We start from the raw sequence: 22789 nt of genomic DNA on the forward strand, positions 1-22789 counted from the left end.
CGACGTGGCCGCCACTGCCGTCGAACCCGCCCAACCCGCCGCCCGCGCGGCCACGACGGCACGCGCCGTCGCGCCGACGGCGGACGAAAGTACGTTGCTGGCGATCTGGCAGCGGATCTTCAAACGAGACGACATCACGGTCAGCGACAATTATTTCGACCTCGGCGGGCACTCGATCATCGCGATCCAGCTGATGGCCAATGTCGAAAAGGCGTTCGATCGCCGGCTGCCCATTTCCTGTCTCTTCGAGAATCCGACGATCGAGAAACTGGCGGCGGCACTGGCCGGGAAAGCGTCGTCCGCCCCTGCCGGCGGACTCGTGACGATCCGGGACGGCGGTCCCGCCGCGCCGCTCTTTCTGCTGCCGGGCGCCGGCGGGAACGTGGTCTACTTCCACCCGCTCGCGAACCACCTGAGCGAGGCTCACGCGGTGCTCGGCCTCGAAGCGCTCGGCCTCGACGGCTCCTGCCTGCCACTCACCCGCGTGGAAGACATCGCGGCCCGTCATATCGAACGCATCTGGCCGCTGGTGGGCGCGGGTCCGTACTACCTGGCGGGCCACTCGTTCGGCGCGCAGGTGGCGCTCGAAATGAGCCGGCAGCTCGTCGCCAAGGGCGCAGTCGTCAAACTGCTGGCGATCTTCGACGCCTCGGCCCCCGTCGACAGCTCGGCCGCAACCTACTGGCAAAACTGGGACGACACCGAATGGCTGGTCGCGATCGCTCATGAAATCGGCACCTTCCTCGGGACCGACCTCGAGGTGACGCGAGCGGACCTCGTCGCGCTCGACCCCGACAGCCAGGCCGGCCTGATCCTCGACCGAATCGGCGACCGCGGCAACTGGTTCGCGGATGCCGGATCCGACCGCGTGCGGGCGTATCTGCGGGTCTATCAGGCCAACTTCAAATCGCGCTACGCGCCGCAAGCCACCGCGCTTCCCGTGCCGATCGCCTTGTTCCGCAGCACCGAGCGGGATCCCGGCGACTACGATCCGTCGCCCGAGATCGCGCAGCTCCGCCTGGACCCGACCTGGGGCTGGTCGCGCTTCTCGGCGCTGCCCGTCGAGGTGACGGACGTACCCGGCGACCACCTGACCATGCTGCTCGATCCACACGCCGCCGTGCTCGCTACCCACGTCAATCCGTTTCTGGAAAAAAAGCCCTCATGAACTCGACACCGACGATCGACAACACCTTCGCCCGCAAGGTCTGCATCAATCTGGACCGGCGTCCCGACCGCTGGGAAGCCATGCAACGGAAATTCGCGGAGCAGAACATCCTCACGGTGGAACGACTGTCCGCCGTCGACGCGCGGCAGGTGACCGTACCGGAATCCTTGCGCCATATGCGCCCGCAGGACTACGGCTGCACGATGAGCCATCTCGCCGCCGTGAAACAGGCCAAGGCCGCCGGCGCGAGCGAAGTCCTGATCTTCGAGGACGACGCGTTCTTCGACCCCGACTTCGCCGCGCGCTTCCCCGAGTTCATCGCGCAGGTGCCGAACGACTGGCACATGCTGTTTCTGGGCGCCTATCACTTCACGCCCCCCATTCCCGTCGCGCCGAACATCGTCAAGACCGTGGAGACGCTCACCGCGCATGCGTACGTCGTCAGGGACTCGCTTTACGACGCATTCATTGCGATCAACGAAAACCCGCCGGCGATCAACGACCGCAACAACATCGTCCTGCAGCAGACGTTCAATTGCTACTGCTTCGAACCCAATCTGGTCGGACAGGAGTCCGGTTACTCCGACATCATGGACGAAGTCATGCCGGAAAAGCCGCTGACCTATTCCCTTCCGATTCCGGACGGCTGGTAATGGCTGCGGCCGGCGCTCGCTGCGATCCCTCTCTCGACAGACCATTGAACATCATGAAAATCACCACCGTCGACCTCGAAGCGGCGTTCGTCAAGTCCGCGCTCGATTCGCTCCACCGGGACTGCAAGCTCGGCGAGGCAATTTCGCTCGCTTACGGGAAATGCGAATCGACCGCCGACGTGATCGATCTGATTTTTCCGTTGATCACGAAGAAACGGCGGGTGGATTACGTTCTGATGTACAGCATAGAAAGGAATCCCCGCACCCTCCTGCAGTTTCTCCGCCTGATCGAGTCGCGGCTGACACATACCCACATCTGGACGGTCGCGTCGATCGAGGCTGCATTGCGCAGCGTGGCCGATTCATCGAGCCTCGGTTGGGACCGTGCGCAGCGCTTGCTGAAGTGCTGCATCCTGTTTTCCGACTCGCCGCTGGAAATCGTGGAAAGCATCACGTTCCTGGGCAAGCACGAAACCTCGTCGAGGTTGAGATCAGCGGCAAACAATGTCGAACTCAGCCACCTGATCAACTGAGTCATATTGGCAACTCATGGATTCCGCTCAAAGTAAATCGCCGCCGTGGCATTCGGCCGCCACCCTGATGTGGCGCAGTCATCCCTGGTTGACGCTGGGCACGGTCCTGACGGGCCTCGTCAGCGGCATCGCGTCGATCGTGGGCGTCGGATTGATCAGCAGGGTGCTGCATGACGGGGAGGATCGACAGACGCTGTTGCTGCTATTCGTTGCGGTAAATGTCGTCGCGGTTCTCTGCAGGAGCAGCGCTGCCGTGATGCCCTCCTATGCGTGCATGAAAGTCATGACGAGATTGCGCGTCAACCTGTGCAAGAGGATCCTGGCGACCCCGCTGGATGAAATCGACAGGCGCGGCGCGCCCCATGTCCTGACCATGCTGACCCAGGACATTCCGCAACTGAGCCAGACCCTGCTCACCCTGCCGACGATCATTGTTCAATCCGTCGTCTTGATATGCAGCATCGTCTATCTCGCCTATCTCTCCTGGATCGTTTTCGCTTCGACGATCATCCTGACCATCGTCGGCCTGGTGCTTTATCTGTTTTTCTATCGAAAGGCGGTCAATTTCACGGAGCGGGTTCGCGATGAATTTGTCCAGTTCAATGAATATACACATGGCCTCGTGTTCGGCATCAAGGAGCTCAAGCTCAACAGGGCCAGGCGGCGCTGGTTCACCCGCGCCGCGATCGAATTGTCGTCGAAGCGCGTGGCAGGATTCAATTACATAGAACGCTTCTGGTTCATGGGCGGCGACAGCATCGGTCAGATCACGGTAGCGGTCCTGCTCGGATTCCTGCTTTTCGGCGTACCTTCGCTCGGCGTCGTGGACCCTTCCGTACTCACGGCGAGCATTCTGGCCGTTCTGTACATGATGGGCCCGCTGACCATGCTGATCAATATTCTGCCGATCGTGGCCGAAGGCAAGACCGCGCTCGCCCGGCTGGCGGAATTCGGCTTTCTGCTCGACGACACGCAGGATTCACCCAAGGAACCGTCCGCTGCGGGCACCGGGGAATCGTCAGCGGCGAAGCCATGGAGGCGCATCGAGTTGAAAGACGTGAAGATGAACTACCGTGACAACGAGTCGTCGGCCGACTTCGTGCTTGGCCCCATCAACATGGCGATTCATGCCGGAGAGCTCGTCTATGTCATCGGTGGAAACGGCAGCGGCAAGAGCACGTTGGGCAAGGTACTCAGCGGCCTCTATGCGCCTACCGAAGGCCATATTGCTCTCGATGGAAAAGTCATCGACGACGATGCCAGGGAACGGTACCGAAACCTGTTTTCCGCCGTATTCACCGACTTCCATTTGTTCAACCGCATCATCGGGCCGGATGGGGAAAATGGCAGCATCGAACTTGCCCGGCAATACCTCGAAACCCTGAAATTGGCGGGCAAGATCGAGATCAACGGCAAGACGTACTCGACGACTAAGGCTTTATCGACAGGACAACGCAAGCGACTGGCGTTGCTGTGTGCCTACATCGAAGATCGTCCGATTTATATCCTGGACGAATGGGCCGCCGATCAAGATCCGGTTTTCAAGCGATTTTTCTATGAAGTGCTGGTTCCCGATCTGAAATCCCGCGGGAAATGCGTCGTGATCATCACCCATGACGATCAGTATTTCAAGCTGGCGGATCGAGTCATTCGCCTGGATAGCGGCCGCATCTTCTCCGATACGGCCATGTGTGACGTGCAAGCCGAAGTCGCAGGATGAGCCGCGCGCCGCGCCGGATTCGGCGGCCGGCGATTCATCGGCTGTCCCGGCTATCCGTTACAGACGCGTTCGCAGCGGGGTGTTTAAATCACGTCGGCAACCATGCGCGCAAGCGCAGCTTCAACGTCTCATCAGGAATCCTTTCATGGAGTTCAGCAGATTGTTCGCGCACATCGGCGAAGCGATCTCGACCAGCGGGAGCCGACGCTTTCCCCGCATGATGTACAGCCTGATCTGCGCGGCGGTCCCCGTCGACGAGATCCGCATTTCGGAGCTCGCGGCCGACGCCGCGCCTGACGGCGATCTCGGCGTGCGCAATCTCGGCGCGGTCGGCGCGGCGCTCACGAAGGCCGGCCCGGCCGCTGCCTGTCACGGGCCGCAGATGCCGCCGCGCCCGGACACGAGCCGCTTGCACGTCTCCGACCCGCTCGCCGGCCACGCCCCCACCCACGCACTGCTCGACCGCTTCTTCCTCACGCAGGCAGAGACCGTGCCGCCGCATCGCGTGCAATTCCACCTGGTGACCCGCAAGCGGGGCCACTATTACGTGATTTCGTTGTATCGCACGAATACGTTCGACGATTTCTCGCCGCATGAGCGGAGCTTCCTCAAGGAGTTCTCGCACGTGCTGTTTCCGATCGTCGAGAGCCATGTCGCGGCGCTCGATTCGGCTGCGCCGGTCGCCCGTGTGACCACCGCCGCGCCGCCGGCGACGCAATCGGGCCGGGAGCGCGTCGCGCGGCGGTTCGCCGACCGTTTGCGGCAAGCTGGCGTCAAATTGTCCACGCGCGAGATCGAGGCATGCACGGCGCTGCTGGCCGGCGACACGGTGTCCGCCATCGCCGTGCGTTTCGCGCTGCGCGAAAGCACCGTCGAAACCTATCTGAAGCGGGCAGCCGTCAAGCTCGGCTTCGGCGGGCGTCATGGCCTGACGCGCTGGATGCTCGACGAGACGGCCGGGACCGTGACGGACGCCGGCCGGGACGGCACGAGAAGCGCGCGGCGCGACTGCGCGGCGCCGTGCATGGGAACCTGAACGCTCGCCGCCCGAACGCGCGTGCTGCCTACGCAGGCGACGCGCGAAACGACACGGGATGGCGGCCGCCGGCCTGCCCCTGCCGTCGCGCGCCGGCAATCCGGCCGGCGACGCAGACCGAACTGCCGCACCCCGTGACATCGCCGTGATCGCCCTCGACGACAAGCGGCGGCGCGGGCACGCGCGGCAGCCATTCCGGCCCGTCGGCCGATGGCGTTCGTCGTGTGTCGGGTATCGACGTCCGCGCCTGGCGCGACGGCATCACGCCGCCGACGCGCACGGCACGTAATCGTCGATCATCCATTTCGTGAGCCCGTGCCGGCCGCTGATGCCGAGCTTCACCGCGGCGCGCTTGATGTACGTCTCGACCGTGCTTTCCTTCACACCGAGCTCGCCGGCCATTTCGCGCAGCATCTTGCCCGCGAGCAGGCCGAGGCACACTTCGCTTTCGCGCGCCGACAGCACGACCGCCGCGCGCGCGAGCCGCGATTCGAACTCGTGGCGCAGCGCCTCGACGCCGGGCATCGCCGGCGTCGCACCGGGCGCCGCCGCGCATTCGAGTTCGCCATGCCGGCGCGTCGACGCATGCCACTCGACGAGCGGCAGCAGCGTATCGGCGAAACTCTTCAGGAACGACATCTCCTGCAACGAGAAGTCGCGATGCGATGCCGTTCGATGCAGCGAGATCACGTAGCGGCGATTCGCCTTGCCCGACACGAGATGGCACTGAAATCCGCCGCCCGGCGCGCGCGGCGGCGCGACTTCGCCGCCATTGCCACCGTTGCCGCGCCGCATCAGCGGATTGATGTGAATGAGCTGCCGGTCGCAGGCAGCCACGATCCGGTTCGACAGCGGATGCGCTGCCGGTTCCCGCTCGCCGTGCGCGGCCGGCCCGCCGCCGCGCCCGTCGTCGCCCGGCACGCCGAACGCGCCGAGCGATTGTACGCGGACGACTTCGCCCGCCGGCTCGTCGAGCGTCCATTCCGTCATCCGGGTGATCGCGAGCGGAATCGATTCGACCAGCAATGCATGCATGTCGGATGCGAACCGCTCACTGCCGGCGCTCGAAATCACCTTCCCGAGCTTCGCGAACATCGCGACCATCTGACTCTCCTTGTTGTGCGTGCTTGAGGACGGCGACGCAACGCCAGCGCGGGCGAGCCGGCGCGGTTTGCGCGGCGCGCGTTTCGTCACGCTTCGTCGCGTGCCTCTTTTGGCGGGCGACGCGCCGCCGTCATCGCGTGCCAATGCGTTCGGCTCACGCGAAACGGCGGCGCGCCGTTCCCTGTTCAGCTCGATGCGGGATCGCGTGCGGGGCCGGGACTGTCGGGCAAGCATGCACAGCCCGCGATCCGGAGAGCGCCATGCTCGTGCGAACGATCTTCAGGCGCGGCGAGCGCAGCCTCGTCACCGACGATCGAACAGCCCGATGACAAGCATGAAACAGGCACGATGTTTCCTCCGTACTGGACGGCGCCATGCGGGCGGCGTCGCATTGATGGACGATCCTTACCGGCAAGCGCTGCAAGAAGCTGAAACATCCATTTCAGTCAATGAGCGTTGCCGGATAAAAACGCCATGCCGCCGGACGCGCTGAATCCCTGAATCGAAAAACTCGGCGTCAGCCCGGAGCGGACATTATTCCCGGCGAATTCAACAAAAAATCATGCTCATAAAACGAAACGATTCTTTCCATTGAATTTGATCCCTGTATATCCCAGCCGCGTATGATAGCGATGATTTAAAATCTTTGCAGTTACCGTGACATCCATTTTTTAGTCACGCCGCGCGCGAACCGGAAAATCGATCGATCTGCGAGCTGCCCAAGGGCGCGATTATAAGTTTTCCGGACAAATCAACACCCATTTACCACGAAATTTGGTAAAAATCGCCCAGGTGTCACTTACCACGGATTTTCATCCGAATGCCATTATCGAGAGACGAATTGTTGATTTTCATCATGCTCTTCTCACCCGCCAACCTGGCTTCAGGCATTGTCTTCCGGACATTGCTTCGATTTTCTCAACGATCGATCCGATCTGTGTGCCGGCAAAGCATAATTCCCGTCGCCGGCCCGCGGCTGCGCGCCGTTGATTACTCCTTCAAGCGATAAAAATCGCCACGCACATCATTTTCAGCGCCGCCGACACCGGTGTTGCAAAATATCCACAAATGGCGATGCCATTGCCAGTCATAAAATTTCCATATTGAATGGCACGGAATTTGTCAACTCCACCACTTGCCGCCCGATAAATAAATTGTTACGCTTTCCAACGGAATAAATAATGCATCGTCAATCGATTTTAAATTACGGGCTGGTTTATTTAAAAAAACGAAATATGTAAATTAATATTCACGCGCAATCATCTCTTGTCGATCGTCGCGGCTAGCGTTTCGCCACGCGCTATTCAATCGAATCTCCCTATCCGTTTGCCGGCAGGCAGGCCGACGGCCAATTGAAGAAGTCGCCCGGCGGTTTTCCGATTTCCTTTTAGACGTCCGTGATGACGCGCGGCCGCGCATTGCCGAACGCACCGTCCTTTTCAATCCAGGCCCGCCAACGCGCAACGCATCCCGCGCGTCCCGGCTGCCCGAATTGCCGCATGGGTCTCAACGCGCCACTTGTCGTCTTTCCAATCTGCAAAACAATTCCGAAAAATTGGGGCACACCATGACTCACGACTTCCGAGACGAACCTGCGCCGCGCCGCGCTTTCCTCGCCGACATGGCGAAGCTCGCGGCGGCCGGCGTCGTCACCGGCTGGACGCCGCTTTACCAGATTGCGGCGCACGCGCGAACGGCCGGCGCAACACCGCCCGGCTTCCCGGCCAACATCCCGCTTTACAAGCAGGCGTTCCAGAACTGGAGTGGCGAGATCGCCGTGCAAGACGTATGGACCGCCGCGCCGCGCTCCGCCGACGACGTCGTCGCGGCAGTCAACTGGGCGCGCGCGAACGGCTACCGGATACGCCCGCGCGGCTACATGCACAACTGGTCGCCGCTGACGCTGGACCCGAGCGCCGGCGCGGCGAACCTCGTACTGCTCGATACGACGCAGTCGCTCACGGCCGTGTCCGTCGACACGTCGGCGCGTCCGGCGCGCGTCACCGCGCAAACGGGCGTCTCGCTGGAGGTGCTGCTCGCGACGCTCGAGCAATATGGGCTCGGCGTGATCGCCGCGCCCGCACCGGGCGGCATCACGCTCGGCGGTGCGCTCGCGATCGACGCGCATGGGACCGCCGTACCGGCGGCGGGCGAGACCCTGCAACCGGGTCACACCTACGGCTCGCTGAGCAATCTCGTGGTCGCGCTGACCGCGGTCGTGTTCGATCCGGCCCGGCAGCAATACGTGCTGCGCCGGTTCGAGCGCAGCGATCCCGAGATCGGCGCGTTCCTCGCGCACATCGGGATGGCGTTCGTCGTCGAAGTCACGCTGATTGCAGGCCCGAACCAGCGATTGCGCTGCCAGAGCTTCGTCGATATTCCCTGTTCCGAACTATTTGCGCCGGCCGGCACGCCGGGCCGCACGATCGCGTCGTTTCTCGATCGCTCGGGCCGGATGGAAGCGATCTGGTTCCCGTTCACGACCAGCCCGTGGCTCAAGGTCTGGACGCCGACGCCCAGCAAGCCGCTCCTGTCGCGCGCCGTCACGCAGCCATACAACTATCCGTTCTCCGATTCGATCTCGCAGTCCATCTCGGATCTCGTCAAGCGGATCGTGATCGGCGGCGAAGGCGCATTGACACCGTTGTTCGGCCAGACGCAGCTGGCCATCACGACCGCCGGCCTCGCACTCACGCTGAGCGGGGACGTCTGGGGCTGGTCGCGCACCGTACTGCAGTACATTCGGCCGACGACGCTGCGCGTCACCGCGAACGGCTACGCGATACTGGCGCGGCGCGCCGACGTGCAGCGCGTGATCAGCGAATTCGTGCAGTTCTATCAGAATCGCATCGACGCGTACAAGGCACGCGGCGAGTACCCGATCAACGGTCCCGTCGAGATCCGTGTCACCGGTCTCGACAAGCCGGCCGATGTCGGCGCCGGCGCGGTCGTTCCCACGCTGTCGGCGCTCAAACCGCGCCCCGACCATCCCGAATGGGACATCGCCGTATGGTTCGATATCCTGACGTTACCGGCCACGCCGGGCGCCGATCGCTTCTATCGCGAGATCGAGCAATGGATGCTCGCGAACTACACCGGTTCGTATGCGACGCTGCGCCCCGAATGGTCGAAGGGCTGGGGCTATACCGACACGGCCGCCTGGCAGGACGGCACGATGCTCGCGACCACGATCCCGAACCTGCATCGTGACGGCCAGCCGCCGGCGAGCAGCTGGGATGCGGCGCGCGCGACGCTCGAACGCTACGACCCGAGCCGGATCTTCCGGTCGCCGCTGCTCGATCGGATGATGCCGTAGCGATCCCTGCGGAAGCCGGGCAGGGTTCGCCATAAACCCTCCAGCTCATTTCTCTCCGCGGTGCGGAGAGAAATGGCTCGTCAGGAAACACCTCGGCCGCGCGGATGAAATCGACAAACGCACCAATAATCGCTGACGGCGCTGCAACGCGCGCGTTTCGAATTTTCCATTAATGGCGCGTTAATCGAAAAAACCAAACCCGGCAACGTTGTCAGGCCGCTATCGGTCGATTGTCAAAAGGCGACCGCGCCCAGCCGTGTGATGACCGCGCGGCACGGCGGCACGATCACCACCAGCTGGTGATTGAAGCCGTCCGTCATCATCAAGTCCTCCGGCAGCGACGAAAACCGGCGCGCGCCGACGACGCTGGCGTTCAGCCACAGATGCGCGCCGCGCCGCCTTCGGCGTCGCCATGAACCGCACCTCGTCCGGATCGACGATGCGCGTGCCGCGCCACTCGCCGTGCTGCAGGATCAACTGGCCGAGCGTCGACCCGTCCCGCGCCGACGCCAGCATGTCAATCGGATCATTTCATATTCCTCACCAAATCATGACTTGATCAACACCTTCGACATGAAAAATAAATCTCCCTGAAAATATCTTGTAATTATAAAAGCGACCTCCTAGCATGCCTCTGCGGTTCGCGACATGTCTTATATAAACGTCTTCACTTGATTCATTCCTCGAACATCACCCATTCATAATCCGGGGGATTACATGAAGAAATTGTCTCGTCTGCTGCCCATCGCCGCGATTACCATCGCGAGTCTCAGCGCTTTTGCCCAGGCCGGCGACCCGTCGGCCACGGTCGACAAGGCGCTGCAACTGATCCAGCAGAATCCGTCCGCCTTCAGTCTGTCTACCGGCGGCACAGCACGCACGTTGAAGTTCGCGGGGCCGCAAGCAAGCGCGCCGACGGACGGAGATCAGTTCCAGGTACGCGACGTGATCGTCGATCCCGATGGCACCGAGCACGTGCGCTTCGATCGCTTCCATGCGGGCCTGCCCGTGATAGGCGGTGACGTCGTCGTCCATTCGAACCGAGGGCAGTTGAAACAGGCGAGCCAGACCCAGCTCGCACCGATCAATCTCGCCGGCACGATCGGCAAGGTCGGAAACCGCTCCGTGGTACGCAACGCGCCCGACGTAGGCGCGGTCAGGGCCAAGCACATCGCGGCCGCGCGTTTCGACTCGAACGTGCGTCGCGTCGATGACGCGGAACTCGTCGTGTTCGCACGCGACGTCACGCCGACACTGGCCTACGCGGTGCGCGTATACGGCAAGGCGACCGATGCGCACGGCGATGCCGTGCTGTACTACATCGATGCGCGCACCGGCACCGTGCTCGACACACAGGACCTGATCAAGACCGCCGCCGCGACCGGCACTGGCCGCTCGCTGTACTACGGCAACCTGGCGCTCACGACGGACCAGACCGGCACGAACGCTTACCGGATGCTCGATCCGAACCGCGGCGGCGGCTCGGTCTACGATGGCCGCGGCCTGAGCTCGGACGACGTCGAGCAAGCAACCGACCTGCCGATTTTCACGAGCAGCACGAACGTGTGGGGCAACAACACGACGACCGACCGGCAGACGGTCGCCGCAGACATCGACTACGGGCTCGCGTTGACTTGGGACTACTACCGGACAACGCACAACCGCAACGGCATCTTCAACGACGGCCGCGGCGTGAGGAGCTACGCTCACGTCGTATTCAACACGGGCAGCGGCACGACCGGCGCGAACGCGGCATGGCTGTCGTCGCGCGTGATGGTGTACGGCGACGGCGATCCAGGCACCCGCCTGCCGAAACCCGTCGTTTCGGTCGATGTCGCCGGGCACGAGATGAGTCACGGCGTGACCGAGGCCACCGCCAACCTGAACTATTCGGGCGACGCGGGCGGCCTGAACGAATCGACGTCCGACATTTTCGGCACGCTCGTGAAGTTCTACGCGAACAACCCGAACGATCCCGGCAATTACGTGATCGGTGCGCGCGTGACGAGCGGCGGCCTGCGCAAGATGTACAAGCAGGATCTCGACGGCCGGTCGTTCAGCTGCTACCCGTCCGGTGGCTTCTCGTGGTCGAATCCGCGCCACGATCCGCATTTCACGTCGGGTGTCGGCAACCGCTTCTTCTACCTGCTGTCGGAAGGCCCGGCGGTACCGTCGACCGATACCGGCCTGTCGAGGACGCAGCTGGTCTGCAACGGCGACACGACCTTCAGTGGCCTGGGCCGAGAGAAAGCCGGCAAGATCTGGTACCGGACACTGACGGTGTACCTGAACGCCAACTCGAGCTACCCGAACGCACGGCGTGCGTCGATCCAGGCAGCGAACGACCTGCATGGCGCGAACTCGGTCGAAAGCGCAACGGTCGCGCGTGCCTGGAGTGCGGTCGGGGTGAATTGACCGCGCTTGTGTGGGCGCGTTGAACGCCCGGAGATCGCGTGGCGGTATGTCGCTTCGAGATCACGCGCCGCCCGGGCGAATGACGGGCAAGTGTCGATCGACCGCCTGCGCTTGCAGGCGGTCGATCAGCCGACCATGCTTTCTTGCTGCGGGGCGGTGGCGTCGCGAAAGCGACGCTGATCGGATGCTGTCGCTAGATGCGCCGCTCGAGTTCGATACATCGTCGGCACTCTCTGAGTGACGATCAGCGTTCCGCAGCCCCCGCGAGCAGCGCGTTCAGCACCCGCGCGTCCGCCAACCGCTCCAGCGACAGGCACGCGTCGCTCAACGCATCGACCTGCGCATGCTCGAGCGCCATGCCCGCCAGCGCACGATACTTCGCCAGCAGCGCCGCGTCGGACAGCGGATTGCGAGGATCGCCGAGCGCGATCGGCACGTGACGCGATTCCCGCCGCCCGTCCGCGCGATGCAGGCTCACCGTCGGCTCATCGAGATCGCCCAGCGCCGGATCGACCTCGATCGCGATACGTGCGAGCACCGCCGTGACGCGCGAATCCGTCCGCCTGTCGTCGCGATAAACGTCGATCCCCGTGTCGCCGAACGCAAGCGCCACCGCAACGGCGTACGGCAGGCTCATCTGCGCCGACGACAGCGTCGACAGGTCGCGGCCGCCGCACATCCGGGCCACGAACGCGCTCGCCCGCACGACCACCCGCTCGATCTCGCCGGCCTCGAACGTATGACCGTCCGCAAGCTGCAGCGCCGCGTCGATTGCCGCATGCGCGCTGCGGCACGACGCGTGCGGCTTGATCGAGCAGCGCATCAGTTTCCAGTGCGCGCCGAGGCCGTCGGTCAGTGCGTCGGGCGCATGCGATTGCGCGGCGAACGTGTTGAAGAAGCCACCCCACACGTCATCGAACACCCTGGCCGGGCCAGTCACACCTTCCCGTGCCAGCAGCGCCGCGAGCACGCCGCCTTCCGCAGCTCGTCCGGCATGCAGCCGCTTCGTCTGCGATCCATCGTGGATGAAGCCCCACAGACCACCGGAGAAACTTGCCGCATGGCCGAACGCGTCGCGCGTGCGCGCAGCGTCGAGCCCGAGCACGCGTGCGCTCGCGGCCGCCGCGCCGAACACACCGCAACTGAGTGTCGAGTGCCAGCCGGCACCGTTGTGAGCCGAGTAGCCGCCGGCTGCTTCCAGCACGCGCCGGCCGACGTCGTAGCCGAGCACGATTGCGGTCACGCATTCCCGGCCGGTCACGGGGCGGCCTGCGCACGACAACGCGGCGAGCACGGCCGGCAGCACGACGGCACCCGAATGATCGCAGCCGCCGGCATCGTCGAGCTCAAGCGCGTGTGCGGCGATCCCGTTGACGAACGCGGCGTCGCGCGCGCTTGCCCTGCACTGCGTGCCCCACAGCGACGCGCCGTCGCGCGCGACAGCGCCGGTGAGCACACGCGCGCTGCGCGTCTCGACGGCCGAGGTTCCCGTCAGTGCGGCACCGAACGTATCGAGCACATGACGCGTGGCCTTTGCGACGACATCGTCAGGCACGGCGGCGGCAGGCGTTTGCGCGACAAACGTCGCGAGCCGCGTGGCGCGCGTATCGGTGTCCATCGTCATCGCGCCGACGCGTCTGCCACGCAGCGTGCAAACACGTCGACCGGATGGTCCGGCTCGTTGTCGCGAACCTGCTCGCGCCACCAGCGCGCAACGTCACGCCCGGTCGCAAACCAGACGTCGCCCGCGTCGCGCAGGTGCGCGAGCAACGCACGCAGCAGGTCGATCCGCCCTGCCGTGCCGATGATCTCCGGATGCAGGCGCAGCACGCAGCACAGCCCGAAGCGCCGAAACCCGTCGACATCGCGCCGCCAGTTGTCGAGCACGTCACGGTACGCTGCGATGCGCGGCTGACCGGCCGGCACCGGCGGCGACAGGTTGAACTCGAAGTACGGCTCATCCTCGAGTTCGTAGTGCAGCGGCAATTCGACGAGCCGCAGGTCGGCCGCGTCTGCGCCGGCGCGCGGATGCAGGTACGGCAAATCGTCGCCGCGCCACGACGACGACCACGTGAAGCCTTCCGCCACGAGAAAGTCCGCAAAGCCGTCGGCCCAGTTGCCGGTGAACGAGCGAAAGCCTTCCGCGCAGCGTCCGGTCGCGTCCGCGAGCGCCGCCCGCCCGGCGCGGCACGCATCGATCTGCGCGGCGAGCGGCAGTGCGTCGAAATCCTCGCAGCGAAAACCGCTCACGCCGAGCTCGTGCCCGGCGGCGGCAATCGCCCGCACGGCGCCGCCATGCGTCTGCGCGACGCGGCCCGGCACGAACCAGCTCGTCGGTACGCTGAATTCGTCGAACGCGGCGAGTAGCCGGTCGACGCCGCGCGTCGCGCCGTAGCGCCACACCGACAACGATTTTTCCCGGCCGACGATGCGCGGCTCGCGTGTCTGGATGCCATGAATGTCGTTGAAGTCGACCGTGATCGCGACCGCGCATCGCGCGCCGCCCGGCCACGCACAAGGTGTCTTCACATGTTGCTCCGGTGCGTGGATTGCGCGCGTTGCGCGTGCTGCGCGAGCCACCAGTCGGCCACGTCGCGGCAGCGCGCGAACCAGACGCCATCCTGCGCGCACATGTGGCCAAGCCAGGCCTCCAGCAGCGCGATGCGCCCCGGCTTGCCGCAGACTTTCGGATGAAGCAGCGTCGTCAGGCACAGCCCTTCGCGGTATATCCCGTCGAATTCGCGCGTCCAGTTGTCGAGCGTCGCCTCATAGCCGGCGATCCGGTCGAGCCCCGCAGGATAGTCGGGGTTGCGGTGATACGCGAGCGACGCGTAATCGTCGGTCTCCCAGCGGCCGGGAATCTCGACGAGCGGCGGCTCGCCGTCCGCGCCGGGCAGCAAGTACGGACGGTCGTCGCCACGCATCGAGCTCGAATAGCGCACGCCTGCTTCGCGCAGCACCGCGACCGTCGCGTCGCTCCAGTCGCCGGACGGCGTGCGGAACCCGACCGGCCGCACGCCGAGCGTGCGCGCGAAGATGTCGGCCGACTGCGCCATGATCTCGCGCTGCCGCCCGGGCTCGAGCGTCCAGAACGCTTCGTGCCGGTAGCCGTGATATCCGATCTCGTGGCCGCGCGCGACGATTGCCGCGCATTGCGCGGGCCACGTCTGCGCGACCCACGCGGGTACGAAGAACGTCGCGGGCAGGCCAAACGACGCGAGCATGTCGAGCAGCCGGCCGAGCGCCCGCCACGGCCCGTAGCTGCCAAGCGTGAAATACGCAGGGTTGCGCCAGATCGACCCGTTCAGCATCGCGTCGCCGGTCGGGCCGTCGAGATCGAACGCGAGCGCGACGCACGCGCGCTTCGCGTCCGGCCAGCGGGAAGCCAGGTCCGTCATCGCGCGCTCAGTGGGTGCCGTTGACCATCGCCTTCGCCACCGCATGCTCCTGGAGCCCCCACTTCGCGAGCAGCTTCTGGTACGAGCCGTCCGCGATCAGCTGGTTGAGCGCCGTCGTCAGCGCGCCGCTCAGCGCGGTATTGCTCTTCGCGACGCCGATGCCCGTGTATTGCGACAGGAACGGCTTGCCAACGGGTGCATACGCGTTCTGCTCGAGGCTGTTCTGGTACGGCAGCGTCTCGCCGCCCTGCACGGCTGCGTCGATGCGGTTCTGGCGCAACTGCATCCGCGCGTCCGACGAGCCGTCGGTACCGACGACGATGATCGCCGGCTTGCCGGCCTTCACGCAGTTCTCGGCGCTCCACGCGGTGGTGTTGTCGGGGAACGACGTGCGTCGGCTCGAGCCGACGCGCTTGCCGCACAGCGCGCCCATCTGCGCGAACTCGCCCGCACGGGTCTTCAGCGTATAGAACTGCGGGCCGGTCTCGATGTAGTCGACGAACGTCACCGCATCGCGGCGCGTCGGCAGGTCGGTCATACCGGACAGGATCATGTCGACGCGCTGCGTCGCGACCGCGCTCATCATCTGGTCGAAGCTCGTTTCGACCCAGTTCAGCTTCGCGCCCATCTTCGCGGCGAGCGCCTCGCCGAGATCGACGTCGAAGCCCGCCAGCTTGTCGGTCGCCGGATCCTTGTATTCGAACGGCGGATAGTTCGGCACGATCGCGACGTTCAGCGTGCGTTTCGCGCTGGCGGATTGCGCGGCGGCGAACGATGCATGAAGCGCGAGCGCGCCGAATGCGACGGCGGCCAGCGTGCGGGTCAGGACGGATGCTTTCATGGGTGTCGCCTTGTCATGTAGAGGAATGGGGACTACGCCGCGCTCGTCGACGGCTCGATCGTTGGGACGCTGCAAAACGGGGCGCCCGCCCCGGTCATGCAATCACGGCAGAGATGAACTCGCGCGTGCGCGCATGCGTCGGCGCGGACAGCACCTGGTCGGGCGGCCCGCTCTCGACGATCCGGCCGCCGTCCATGAACACCACGCGGTCGGCCACCTCGCGCGCGAACCCGAGCTCGTGCGTGACGACGATCATCGTCATCCCGCTCTTCGCGAGGTCGCGCATCACGGCCAGCACTTCACCGACCAGTTCGGGGTCGAGCGCCGACGTCGGTTCGTCGAACAGGATCAGTTGCGGATGCATCGCGAGCGCCCGCGCGATCGCGACGCGCTGCTGCTGTCCGCCGGACAGCTCGACCGGAAACGCGTCGCACTTGTGCGCGAGCCCGACGCGCGCGAGCAGCGCGCGCGCTTCCTCCTCCGCTTGCGCGCGGCGGCGCTTGAGCACCTGCACCGGGCCTTCGATCACGTTCTCGAGCGCGGTCTTGTGCGGAAACAGGTTGAAGCGCTGGAACACCATGCTCGTCGCCAGCCGCTGGCGCGCGACCTGGCGCTCCGACAGTTCGTGGAGCCGGTCGCCGGCGCGGCGGTAGCCGGCCAGTTCGCCGTTGACCCACAGCGCGCCGCCGCTGATCGTCTCGAGCTGGTTGATGCAGCGCAGGAACGTGCTCTTGCCCGAGCCCGACGGCCCGATGATGCACAGCACTTCGCCCGGCTCGACGTCGAGCGTGATGCCGTGCAGCGCCTGGAAATCGCCGTACGACTTGCGTACGTCGACCGCGCGAACGACCGCGTTGGTCATGACGTTCTCCCGAGGGTTGAGGGTCGTGTCGTTCATTTGCGGCCCGCCGCCCGGCCCGCGCCGCGCGCGAAACGCCGCTCGACGCGGGCCTGCGCGAGCGACAGCACGGTGACGACCGCGAGATACCAGATGCCCGCGACGATCAGCAGCTCGATCACGCGGGCGTTCGCGTAATAGATGTTCTGCGCGTTGTGCAGCATCTCCGCGTACTGCACGACACTCGCCAGCGACGTCAGCTTGACCATGCCGATCAGCTCGTTGCCGATCGGCGGCACGATCACGCGCATCGCCTGCGGCAGGATGATCCGGCGCAGCGCCTGCAGGCGCGGCATGCCGATCGATTTCGCGGCCTCGTACTGGCCCGTGTCGACCGACAGCAGCCCCGCCCGCACGACTTCCGACGTATAGGCCCCCTGATTGATGCCGAGCCCGAGCACCGCCGCGAGGAACGGCGTCATCACGTCGACGGTCCGGTATTCGGCAATGCCCGGGATGCCAAGGGTCGGAAACACCAGTGCGAGGTTGAACCACAGCAGCAATTGCAGGATCACCGGCGTGCCGCGGAACAACCAGATGTACCCCTGCGCGATCGCCCCGAGCACCGGGTTCGACGACAGCCGCATCACCGCGGTGACGACGCCCAGCACGACGCCGAGCGTCATCGCGAGGACGGTCATCACGATCGTGTTGCCGAGCCCGGTCAGGATCGAGCGTGCGGTCAGGAACTGGCCGACGACACGCCATTCGATCTGTCCACGCGCGAACGCGACCGCCACATACGCAAGCGCGGCAATGATCGCGATCGACGCGACATAGCGGCCCCAGTAGCGCCGGCGCACGCGCACGAACCCGGCGATATCGTCCGCGGCGTGGGCGGCCGGCTCCGGTGTGTCATCGAGACGGCCCGATTCGGATGCGCTCAGCATGACGGCCCCCGGTAGTCGGCCGCCCATGCGGACTGGCGTTCGATCGCGTCGCTCAGGCGTTCGATCTGCTCGCGCACGCGCGCGGGTGACGTGCCGCCCGCACCGCCGCGGGCGGCGACGGCCGCGTCGAGCGTCAGATGCGCGCGCACCGCGGGCGCGAGGCGCGTGTCGACGGCCTGCAACTGTTCCGCGCTCGCGTCGGCCAGTTCGATGCCGTCCCGCTCGCACGCGCGCACGAGCGTGCCGGTGATCTCGTGCGCCTCGCTGAACGGCACGCCCGTCAGCGCGAGCCAGTCCGCCACCTCGGTCGCGAGCGTGAAGCCGAGCGGCGCCTGGCGACGCATCTCGTCGACGTTCACGTGCATCGTGCGGATCATCCCCGCCATCGCGGGCAGCACAAGTTCGAGCGTGTCGATCGAATCGAACGCCGCGATCTTGTCTTCCGCGAGATCGCGGTTGTACGCGAGCGGCAGCGACTTCAGCGTCGCGAGCAGGCCCGTCAGGTTGCCGATCAGACGCCCCGCCTTGCCGCGCGCGAGTTCCGCGATGTCCGGGTTCTTCTTCTGCGGCATGATCGAGCTGCCGGTCGCATAGGCATCGTCGAGTTCCACCCAGCGGAATTGCCGTGACGTCCACAGGATCACTTCTTCCGACAGCCGGGACAGGTTCACGGCCAGCATGCTCGTGACGAATACGAATTCGGCGACGTGATCGCGCGCGGCCACCGCGTCGATCGAGTTCTCGCACGGTGCGTCGTAACCGAGTTCCTGCGCGGACAGCTCGGGCCGCACGCAGATCGCCGAGCCCGCGAGCGCGGCCGCGCCGAGCGGCGAACGCGCGGTACGGCGGTCCCAGTCGACGAGGCGGTCGACGTCGCGATACAGCGACTGCGCGTGCGCGAGCAACTGATGACCGAACACGATCGGCTGTGCGGGCTGCAAGTGGGTGAATCCGGCGGTTACCGTGTCGACGTGCCGGCTCGCCTGGCCGATCAACGCATCCTGCAGGTCGAGCACGCCGCGCACGAGCTGGCGGGCCTTGTCGCGCAGGTACAGGCGCAGGTCGTTCGCCGCCTGGTCGTTGCGCGAGCGCCCGGCGCGCAGCTTGCCGCCCAGCGCCGGCAGCCGCTGCGTGAGCACGCGCTCGAGGAAGGTGTGCACGTCCTCGTCGGCGAGCGACGGCGCGATCGCACCGGCCGCGTGGTCGCGCGCGATGCCGTCCATGGCGGCCAGCAGTTGCGCGAGTTCGTCGTCGTTCACGATGCCGGCGCGATTCAGCTCGCGCGCATGCACGCAGGAGCCCGCGAGGTCGTACGGCACGAGACGGAAGAAACTCGGATCGGAGCGCGACAGGTTCTGCAGCGCGTCGGACGGTTTCGACTGGAAGCGGCCGCCCCACAGGCGCTCGATCGGTTCGGTAAGGCTCATTGCGGTCGACCTCGACTCGGTTGGATGGCCTCCACTGTAGGCATTCAATTTTTTTTGTTGTAGCGAGAAATTGAATCCGCTTTAATGAAATTTTTCTCAGCACCGTCGCCTGCGACGCGCCCGCCGATGCGCAACCGCCTGCCCCCGCTGAACCCGCTTCGCGCGTTCGAGGCTGCCGCCCGGTGCGGCACCGTATCGGCGGCCGCCGACGAACTGCACGTGACTGCGAGCGCCGTCAGCCATCAGATCCGGATTCTCGAGAGCACGCTCGGCGTCGCACTATTCGTCAGATCAAAAGCCCGCGTGAAGCTCACGCCCGAAGGCGAGGCATTGCTGGAACCGGTCGGCACCGCGTTCGACATGATCGCGAACGCCACCGTCAGGCTCGATTCGCCGGCAGCCGCCGGCGATCTCGTCGTGTCGACGCCGCTGTCGCTGACGTCGCGCTGGCTCGCCCGGCACATCGGCGATTTTCTCGAACGCTATCCGGGGATCCACCTGAAAGTGATTCCGTCGAACGACGATCGCGAGACCTACTCGCCCGACGTCGACGTCTGCATTCGCTACGGAGAAGGCAACTGGCGAAACCGGCGCGTCGATCTGCTCGCGCATCCGGCGCTGTTCCCGGTCGTGAGCCCGGCGTTGATGAACGGGCCCGATGCGATCCGCAAGGTGCAGGATCTCGCGGGACGCACGCTGTTCTGCGAGCACGCGGGCTCGTGGACGCGCTGGCTGGCGGAAGCGAACGCGGACAAGCTGCCGGGAATCCGCATTCTGGAAATCGGCAACGCGCACATCGGCGTCGAAGCCGCGGTGCACGGGCAAGGCGTCGCGCTCGGCGACAGCCTCTCCGTGCGCGACGACCTGCTCGACGGCACGCTCGTGCGGCCGTTCAGCGCGGCGGTGCCGTCGCGTCATGCCTACTACCTGGTCACGCGTCACGAGCTGGCCGATTCGCCGCTCGTGACCGCGTTCACGACGTGGTTGCGCGCCTGCCTGGCGTGACGCGCAAGCGCGCGGCAAGGGGCGGACTCAGGTAGCGAGACTCGCGAGGTCGTCCCATACCATCACGATGTTGTGCGATCGCCAGATCGGCCCCGGATCGACATACTCGCCCGCCAACCGGCCGTCCAGCGACGCGTAAAAGGCGATCGCGGCGTCGTTTCCCTTGACGACACTCAACGCCGCGCCCCGATACCGCACCTTCTGCAAATGCGTTGCGAGCCGGGCGAGCAGCGTGCGGCCAATGCCGCGACGCTTGAACCCGGGGTCGACATACAGGAACTTGATCTCGCCACGGCCGCCGAAGATCGGCTCCGACGGCGCGCCGGCCGCGCCGATTCCGACGATCGTGCCGTCGATTTCCGCCACGAGCACCAGCTGGTCGCCATCGTTCGCCGCCAGCTTCTCCCGCCATTTCCTGCCGCGATAGTGCGCGTCGAGGACGGCATGCGCTTGCGCCGGCGCGAGATCGCGATAGGTATGCCGCCAGACCTTGACGTGAAAATCGGCGATCGCCTGCGCATCGGCAAGGCTGGCGGATCGGATGGATAGTCCGGACATGGAAGCGTCTCTCGGGCGGCTTGGCGCGCGCGGGTGCGGCGCACACGCCGGATTGTCGATGATCCCGGCGACGATGTCAGCACTCGTGATACATCCGCATCAGCGGATCGCTGTCAGCCTGCACACATCGGGCGATGGGTCACTTGCCGATCATTCTCTTGTCACCGTTGCCGCTTCATGTTTCCGAACGCTTATGCAGTAGGAATCGTGCCCCCATCGATCACATACTCCGTTCCGGTGATCGTGGCTGCGCGCGGGGAAGCCAGGAAGGCAATGAGATTCGCCACCTCGATGGGTTGCGATGGCCGCCCCAGCGGAATGCCGCCCAGTGAATTCATGATGATCTTTTTCCCGCCCTCGTAGTCCGTGCCCGCCTGCAAGGCAAGCCGCTCGGCCAGCGCCACGGATGCCTCTGTTTCAACCCACCCGGGCGCCACCCGAACGACACGAATGCCCTTGGGTGAAACCTCTTTCGACAGGCTCTTGCTGTATGTCGAGAGCGCGGCCTTTGCCGCCGCATAGGCAGTAGTCGATTCCGGCAAGGGAAGTTCGCGTTGGATCGAGGTGACATGAATGACGACGCCGGAACCCTGTGCCAGCATGCCAGGCAACAATGCACGATCCAGCCGGACGGCAGGAAGCAGATTGAGGTTCAATTCTTGCCACCACTCGTTTTCACCCGATGCGGCGAAGCCTCCACCAGGTGCCGTCGAACCACCCACGACGTGGACGATGATGTCCACCCCGCCAAAGTGGGCCGTGACAGCCCTTGCCACCGCGTCGCAGCCGTCGACTGTCGTCAAGTCTGCTGCGACGAAGACGTCAGCCAACGTATCGGTCGGCTGTCCTCTGGCCGTGGTGAGTACTTTCGCGCCGAGTTCGTGGAACAGGCCGACGACGGCCTTTCCAATCCCCTTGGTGCCTGCCGTCACCAAGACGCGCTTGCCTTGCAATTCCAGGTTCATGGTCATCAACCGATCTCCAATGACTTGATCTTGTCGCCTTCCAGGCTGAACACATGGTCGAGCTGGACAGGGCTACCCGGGAAGTTGCCCACAACATTGGCCGTGACCGTCAGCCGACCGCCTTCCTGGGAAGCGCTGACAGGCTCCACGGTGTACTCGTATTTCTTCCGCGCGTCCCGTAGCCACGACTCGATGGCTCGATGGCCCTGGTGCGTCCTGCCTTCGTCAACGACGAACGCATCCTGCGAGAAGACACGAACGATATGCGTGATGTCCTCGCCATTGGTGATCTTGAAGTAGGCAGAGACTGGATCTGGTAGTGAAAGGGACATGGTTGCGTTCTCGCAATAGTTTGCTGTACTAGCATTTTCGCCATAGACTATTTATTCATCAAGAACGCACCGAAAAGTAAGTTACTGCGCTATGGGAAAGGTATACACGCCCGCGACCGCCGCACTGGGGGTAGAGGAAGTTCTTCGACTGCTTGAAGGTCGATGGAAACTGATCATCCTTTTCCATTTGTTCGATGGAAAAGTACAACGCTATTCGGATTTCGAGAAGTTGATCCCCGGGATTTCTCAGAAGATGCTGGCCCAACAACTCCGGCAACTGGAATCCGATGGAATCGTGTCGCGAAAGCTGTATCCGCAAGTCCCGCCGAAAGTCGAGTACCGTCTAACGGATTGGGGGCAGGCTTTGTGTCCTGCCTTGGATGCGATGCTGAAATGGGCGGAAAAACGCGAAACCCTTGTTGCGACGTCCGTTCCGGACGAGAACACTGACGACTGATGATTGGGTTAGCCGACCACCATTCATGCCGCCCGATCTCCCATGCCCCGCAGCAAACGCGCTGACGTTTATC

The 22789-nt window shown here is 64.7% G+C and carries 21 protein-coding genes; 10 read left to right on the forward strand and 11 right to left on the reverse strand.

Translation table 11 applies throughout. The annotated features are described in order from the left end of the window. The 5 genes from F3J14_RS11565 to F3J14_RS11585 form a co-directional block, all read left to right on the forward strand. The coding region (locus tag F3J14_RS11565) for an alpha/beta fold hydrolase (protein ID WP_247682193.1) at nucleotides 1-1168 on the forward strand (1168 nt) is incomplete at its 5' end. Continuing rightward, nucleotides 1165-1821: a glycosyltransferase family 25 protein gene (locus F3J14_RS11570; protein ID WP_166723096.1), complete on the forward strand. Its 657-nt coding sequence runs from the start codon at nucleotides 1165-1167 to the stop codon at nucleotides 1819-1821. The genes F3J14_RS11565 and F3J14_RS11570, both read left to right, overlap by 4 nt. A gap of 53 nt (nucleotides 1822-1874) precedes the next feature. Then, entirely contained in the window at nucleotides 1875-2354 is a 480-nt protein-coding gene (locus tag F3J14_RS11575; RefSeq protein WP_247682194.1) for a hypothetical protein, read from the forward strand. A 16-nt stretch (nucleotides 2355-2370) separates the two neighbouring features. Next, nucleotides 2371-4074 carry a cyclic peptide export ABC transporter gene (locus tag F3J14_RS11580; RefSeq protein ID WP_166723098.1) on the forward strand — a complete coding sequence of 568 codons (1704 nt, stop codon included), beginning with the start codon at nucleotides 2371-2373 and terminating at the stop codon, nucleotides 4072-4074. Continuing rightward, complete coding sequence (locus F3J14_RS11585; RefSeq protein ID WP_247682195.1) at nucleotides 3968-5110, forward strand: LuxR C-terminal-related transcriptional regulator; 1143 nt, start codon at nucleotides 3968-3970, stop codon at nucleotides 5108-5110. Before F3J14_RS11580 ends, F3J14_RS11585 begins: the two co-directional genes overlap by 107 nt. Before the next feature lie 261 nt (nucleotides 5111-5371). On the opposite strand, the gene F3J14_RS11590 is transcribed toward F3J14_RS11585, so the two are convergent. Beyond that, on the reverse strand, nucleotides 5372-6214 hold the full coding sequence (locus F3J14_RS11590; protein WP_166723099.1) for a helix-turn-helix transcriptional regulator: 843 nt from the start codon (nucleotides 6212-6214) through the stop codon (nucleotides 5372-5374). 1567 nt (nucleotides 6215-7781) lie between these two features. Between F3J14_RS11590 and F3J14_RS11595 the strand changes: the two genes are divergently transcribed. The 3 genes from F3J14_RS11595 to F3J14_RS11605 all read left to right on the forward strand — a co-directional run bounded on the left by F3J14_RS11595 (nucleotide 7782) and on the right by F3J14_RS11605 (nucleotide 11945). Continuing rightward, complete coding sequence (locus F3J14_RS11595; protein ID WP_166723100.1) at nucleotides 7782-9530, forward strand: cholesterol oxidase substrate-binding domain-containing protein; 1749 nt, start codon at nucleotides 7782-7784, stop codon at nucleotides 9528-9530. A gap of 303 nt (nucleotides 9531-9833) precedes the next feature. Next, a complete protein-coding gene (locus tag F3J14_RS11600) occupies nucleotides 9834-10124 on the forward strand; it encodes a hypothetical protein (RefSeq protein ID WP_166723101.1) in 291 nt (96 codons plus the stop codon). A gap of 123 nt (nucleotides 10125-10247) precedes the next feature. Beyond that, nucleotides 10248-11945 (forward strand): M4 family metallopeptidase, encoded by a 1698-nt coding sequence (locus F3J14_RS11605; RefSeq protein ID WP_166723102.1) that lies wholly within the window; start codon nucleotides 10248-10250, stop codon nucleotides 11943-11945. Nucleotides 11946-12189: 244 nt separating this feature from the next. On the opposite strand, the gene F3J14_RS11610 is transcribed toward F3J14_RS11605, so the two are convergent. The 7 genes from F3J14_RS11610 to argH all read right to left on the reverse strand — a co-directional run bounded on the left by F3J14_RS11610 (nucleotide 12190) and on the right by argH (nucleotide 19399). After that, on the reverse strand, nucleotides 12190-13569 hold the full coding sequence (locus tag F3J14_RS11610; RefSeq protein WP_166723103.1) for an MmgE/PrpD family protein: 1380 nt from the start codon (nucleotides 13567-13569) through the stop codon (nucleotides 12190-12192). After that, nucleotides 13566-14474 (reverse strand): polysaccharide deacetylase, encoded by a 909-nt coding sequence (locus F3J14_RS11615; protein WP_166723104.1) that lies wholly within the window; start codon nucleotides 14472-14474, stop codon nucleotides 13566-13568. Before F3J14_RS11615 ends, F3J14_RS11610 begins: the two co-directional genes overlap by 4 nt. Continuing rightward, nucleotides 14471-15343: a polysaccharide deacetylase gene (locus F3J14_RS11620; protein ID WP_166723105.1), complete on the reverse strand. Its 873-nt coding sequence runs from the start codon at nucleotides 15341-15343 to the stop codon at nucleotides 14471-14473. Before F3J14_RS11620 ends, F3J14_RS11615 begins: the two co-directional genes overlap by 4 nt. A 7-nt stretch (nucleotides 15344-15350) precedes the next feature. Continuing rightward, nucleotides 15351-16184: an ABC transporter substrate-binding protein gene (locus F3J14_RS11625; protein WP_012372490.1), complete on the reverse strand. Its 834-nt coding sequence runs from the start codon at nucleotides 16182-16184 to the stop codon at nucleotides 15351-15353. 94 nt (nucleotides 16185-16278) lie between these two features. Beyond that, a complete protein-coding gene (locus F3J14_RS11630; protein WP_166723106.1) occupies nucleotides 16279-17082 on the reverse strand; it encodes an amino acid ABC transporter ATP-binding protein in 804 nt (267 codons plus the stop codon). Next, nucleotides 17079-17972: an amino acid ABC transporter permease gene (locus tag F3J14_RS11635; RefSeq protein ID WP_166723107.1), complete on the reverse strand. Its 894-nt coding sequence runs from the start codon at nucleotides 17970-17972 to the stop codon at nucleotides 17079-17081. The genes F3J14_RS11630 and F3J14_RS11635 overlap by 4 nt, the downstream gene beginning before the upstream one ends. Then, nucleotides 17966-19399 carry an argininosuccinate lyase gene (gene argH, locus F3J14_RS11640; RefSeq protein WP_166723108.1) on the reverse strand — a complete coding sequence of 478 codons (1434 nt, stop codon included), beginning with the start codon at nucleotides 19397-19399 and terminating at the stop codon, nucleotides 17966-17968. Before argH ends, F3J14_RS11635 begins: the two co-directional genes overlap by 7 nt. Nucleotides 19400-19525: 126 nt before the next feature. Here argH and F3J14_RS11645 point away from each other — a divergent pair, with 126 nt between their 5' ends. Further along, the gene (locus F3J14_RS11645) at nucleotides 19526-20404 is read left to right on the forward strand and encodes a LysR substrate-binding domain-containing protein (RefSeq protein WP_166723109.1); all 879 of its coding nucleotides are present in this window, start codon (nucleotides 19526-19528) and stop codon (nucleotides 20402-20404) included. A 27-nt stretch (nucleotides 20405-20431) separates the two neighbouring features. Here the strand turns inward: F3J14_RS11645 and F3J14_RS11650 are convergent, their stop codons facing one another. The 3 genes from F3J14_RS11650 to F3J14_RS11660 all read right to left on the reverse strand — a co-directional run bounded on the left by F3J14_RS11650 (nucleotide 20432) and on the right by F3J14_RS11660 (nucleotide 22259). Then, complete coding sequence (locus F3J14_RS11650; protein ID WP_166723110.1) at nucleotides 20432-20962, reverse strand: GNAT family N-acetyltransferase; 531 nt, start codon at nucleotides 20960-20962, stop codon at nucleotides 20432-20434. Between the two features lie 191 nt (nucleotides 20963-21153). Next, nucleotides 21154-21933, reverse strand: a complete 780-nt coding sequence (locus tag F3J14_RS11655; RefSeq protein WP_166723111.1) for an SDR family oxidoreductase — start codon at nucleotides 21931-21933, stop codon at nucleotides 21154-21156. Continuing rightward, nucleotides 21933-22259, reverse strand: coding sequence for a nuclear transport factor 2 family protein (locus F3J14_RS11660; RefSeq protein ID WP_166723112.1), 327 nt, complete (start codon nucleotides 22257-22259; stop codon nucleotides 21933-21935). Before F3J14_RS11660 ends, F3J14_RS11655 begins: the two co-directional genes overlap by 1 nt. Before the next feature lie 91 nt (nucleotides 22260-22350). Between F3J14_RS11660 and F3J14_RS11665 the strand changes: the two genes are divergently transcribed. Next, the gene (locus tag F3J14_RS11665) at nucleotides 22351-22716 is read left to right on the forward strand and encodes a helix-turn-helix domain-containing protein (RefSeq protein WP_166723113.1); all 366 of its coding nucleotides are present in this window, start codon (nucleotides 22351-22353) and stop codon (nucleotides 22714-22716) included. Nucleotides 22717-22789: the final 73 nt, after the last annotated feature.

This window comes from Burkholderia sp. Tr-862 (assembly GCF_011753085.1).
GTDB lineage: Bacteria > Pseudomonadota > Gammaproteobacteria > Burkholderiales > Burkholderiaceae > Burkholderia > Burkholderia ambifaria.

Coding starts and splice junctions, on each gene's coding strand:
- F3J14_RS11570 (WP_166723096.1), top strand. CDS start 1,165: ATGAACTCGACACCGACGATCGACAACACCTTCGCCCGCAAGGTCTGC.
- F3J14_RS11575 (WP_247682194.1), top strand. CDS start 1,875: ATGAAAATCACCACCGTCGACCTCGAAGCGGCGTTCGTCAAGTCCGCG.
- F3J14_RS11580 (WP_166723098.1), top strand. CDS start 2,371: ATGGATTCCGCTCAAAGTAAATCGCCGCCGTGGCATTCGGCCGCCACC.
- F3J14_RS11585 (WP_247682195.1), top strand. CDS start 3,968: ATGACGATCAGTATTTCAAGCTGGCGGATCGAGTCATTCGCCTGGATA.
- F3J14_RS11590 (WP_166723099.1), bottom strand. CDS start 6,214: ATGGTCGCGATGTTCGCGAAGCTCGGGAAGGTGATTTCGAGCGCCGGC.
- F3J14_RS11595 (WP_166723100.1), top strand. CDS start 7,782: ATGACTCACGACTTCCGAGACGAACCTGCGCCGCGCCGCGCTTTCCTC.
- F3J14_RS11605 (WP_166723102.1), top strand. CDS start 10,248: ATGAAGAAATTGTCTCGTCTGCTGCCCATCGCCGCGATTACCATCGCG.
- F3J14_RS11610 (WP_166723103.1), bottom strand. CDS start 13,569: ATGACGATGGACACCGATACGCGCGCCACGCGGCTCGCGACGTTTGTC.
- F3J14_RS11620 (WP_166723105.1), bottom strand. CDS start 15,343: ATGACGGACCTGGCTTCCCGCTGGCCGGACGCGAAGCGCGCGTGCGTC.
- F3J14_RS11625 (WP_012372490.1), bottom strand. CDS start 16,184: ATGAAAGCATCCGTCCTGACCCGCACGCTGGCCGCCGTCGCATTCGGC.
- F3J14_RS11630 (WP_166723106.1), bottom strand. CDS start 17,082: ATGAACGACACGACCCTCAACCCTCGGGAGAACGTCATGACCAACGCG.
- F3J14_RS11635 (WP_166723107.1), bottom strand. CDS start 17,972: ATGCTGAGCGCATCCGAATCGGGCCGTCTCGATGACACACCGGAGCCG.
- argH (WP_166723108.1), bottom strand. CDS start 19,399: ATGAGCCTTACCGAACCGATCGAGCGCCTGTGGGGCGGCCGCTTCCAG.
- F3J14_RS11645 (WP_166723109.1), top strand. CDS start 19,526: ATGCGCAACCGCCTGCCCCCGCTGAACCCGCTTCGCGCGTTCGAGGCT.
- F3J14_RS11650 (WP_166723110.1), bottom strand. CDS start 20,962: ATGTCCGGACTATCCATCCGATCCGCCAGCCTTGCCGATGCGCAGGCG.
- F3J14_RS11655 (WP_166723111.1), bottom strand. CDS start 21,933: ATGACCATGAACCTGGAATTGCAAGGCAAGCGCGTCTTGGTGACGGCA.
- F3J14_RS11660 (WP_166723112.1), bottom strand. CDS start 22,259: ATGTCCCTTTCACTACCAGATCCAGTCTCTGCCTACTTCAAGATCACC.
- F3J14_RS11665 (WP_166723113.1), top strand. CDS start 22,351: ATGGGAAAGGTATACACGCCCGCGACCGCCGCACTGGGGGTAGAGGAA.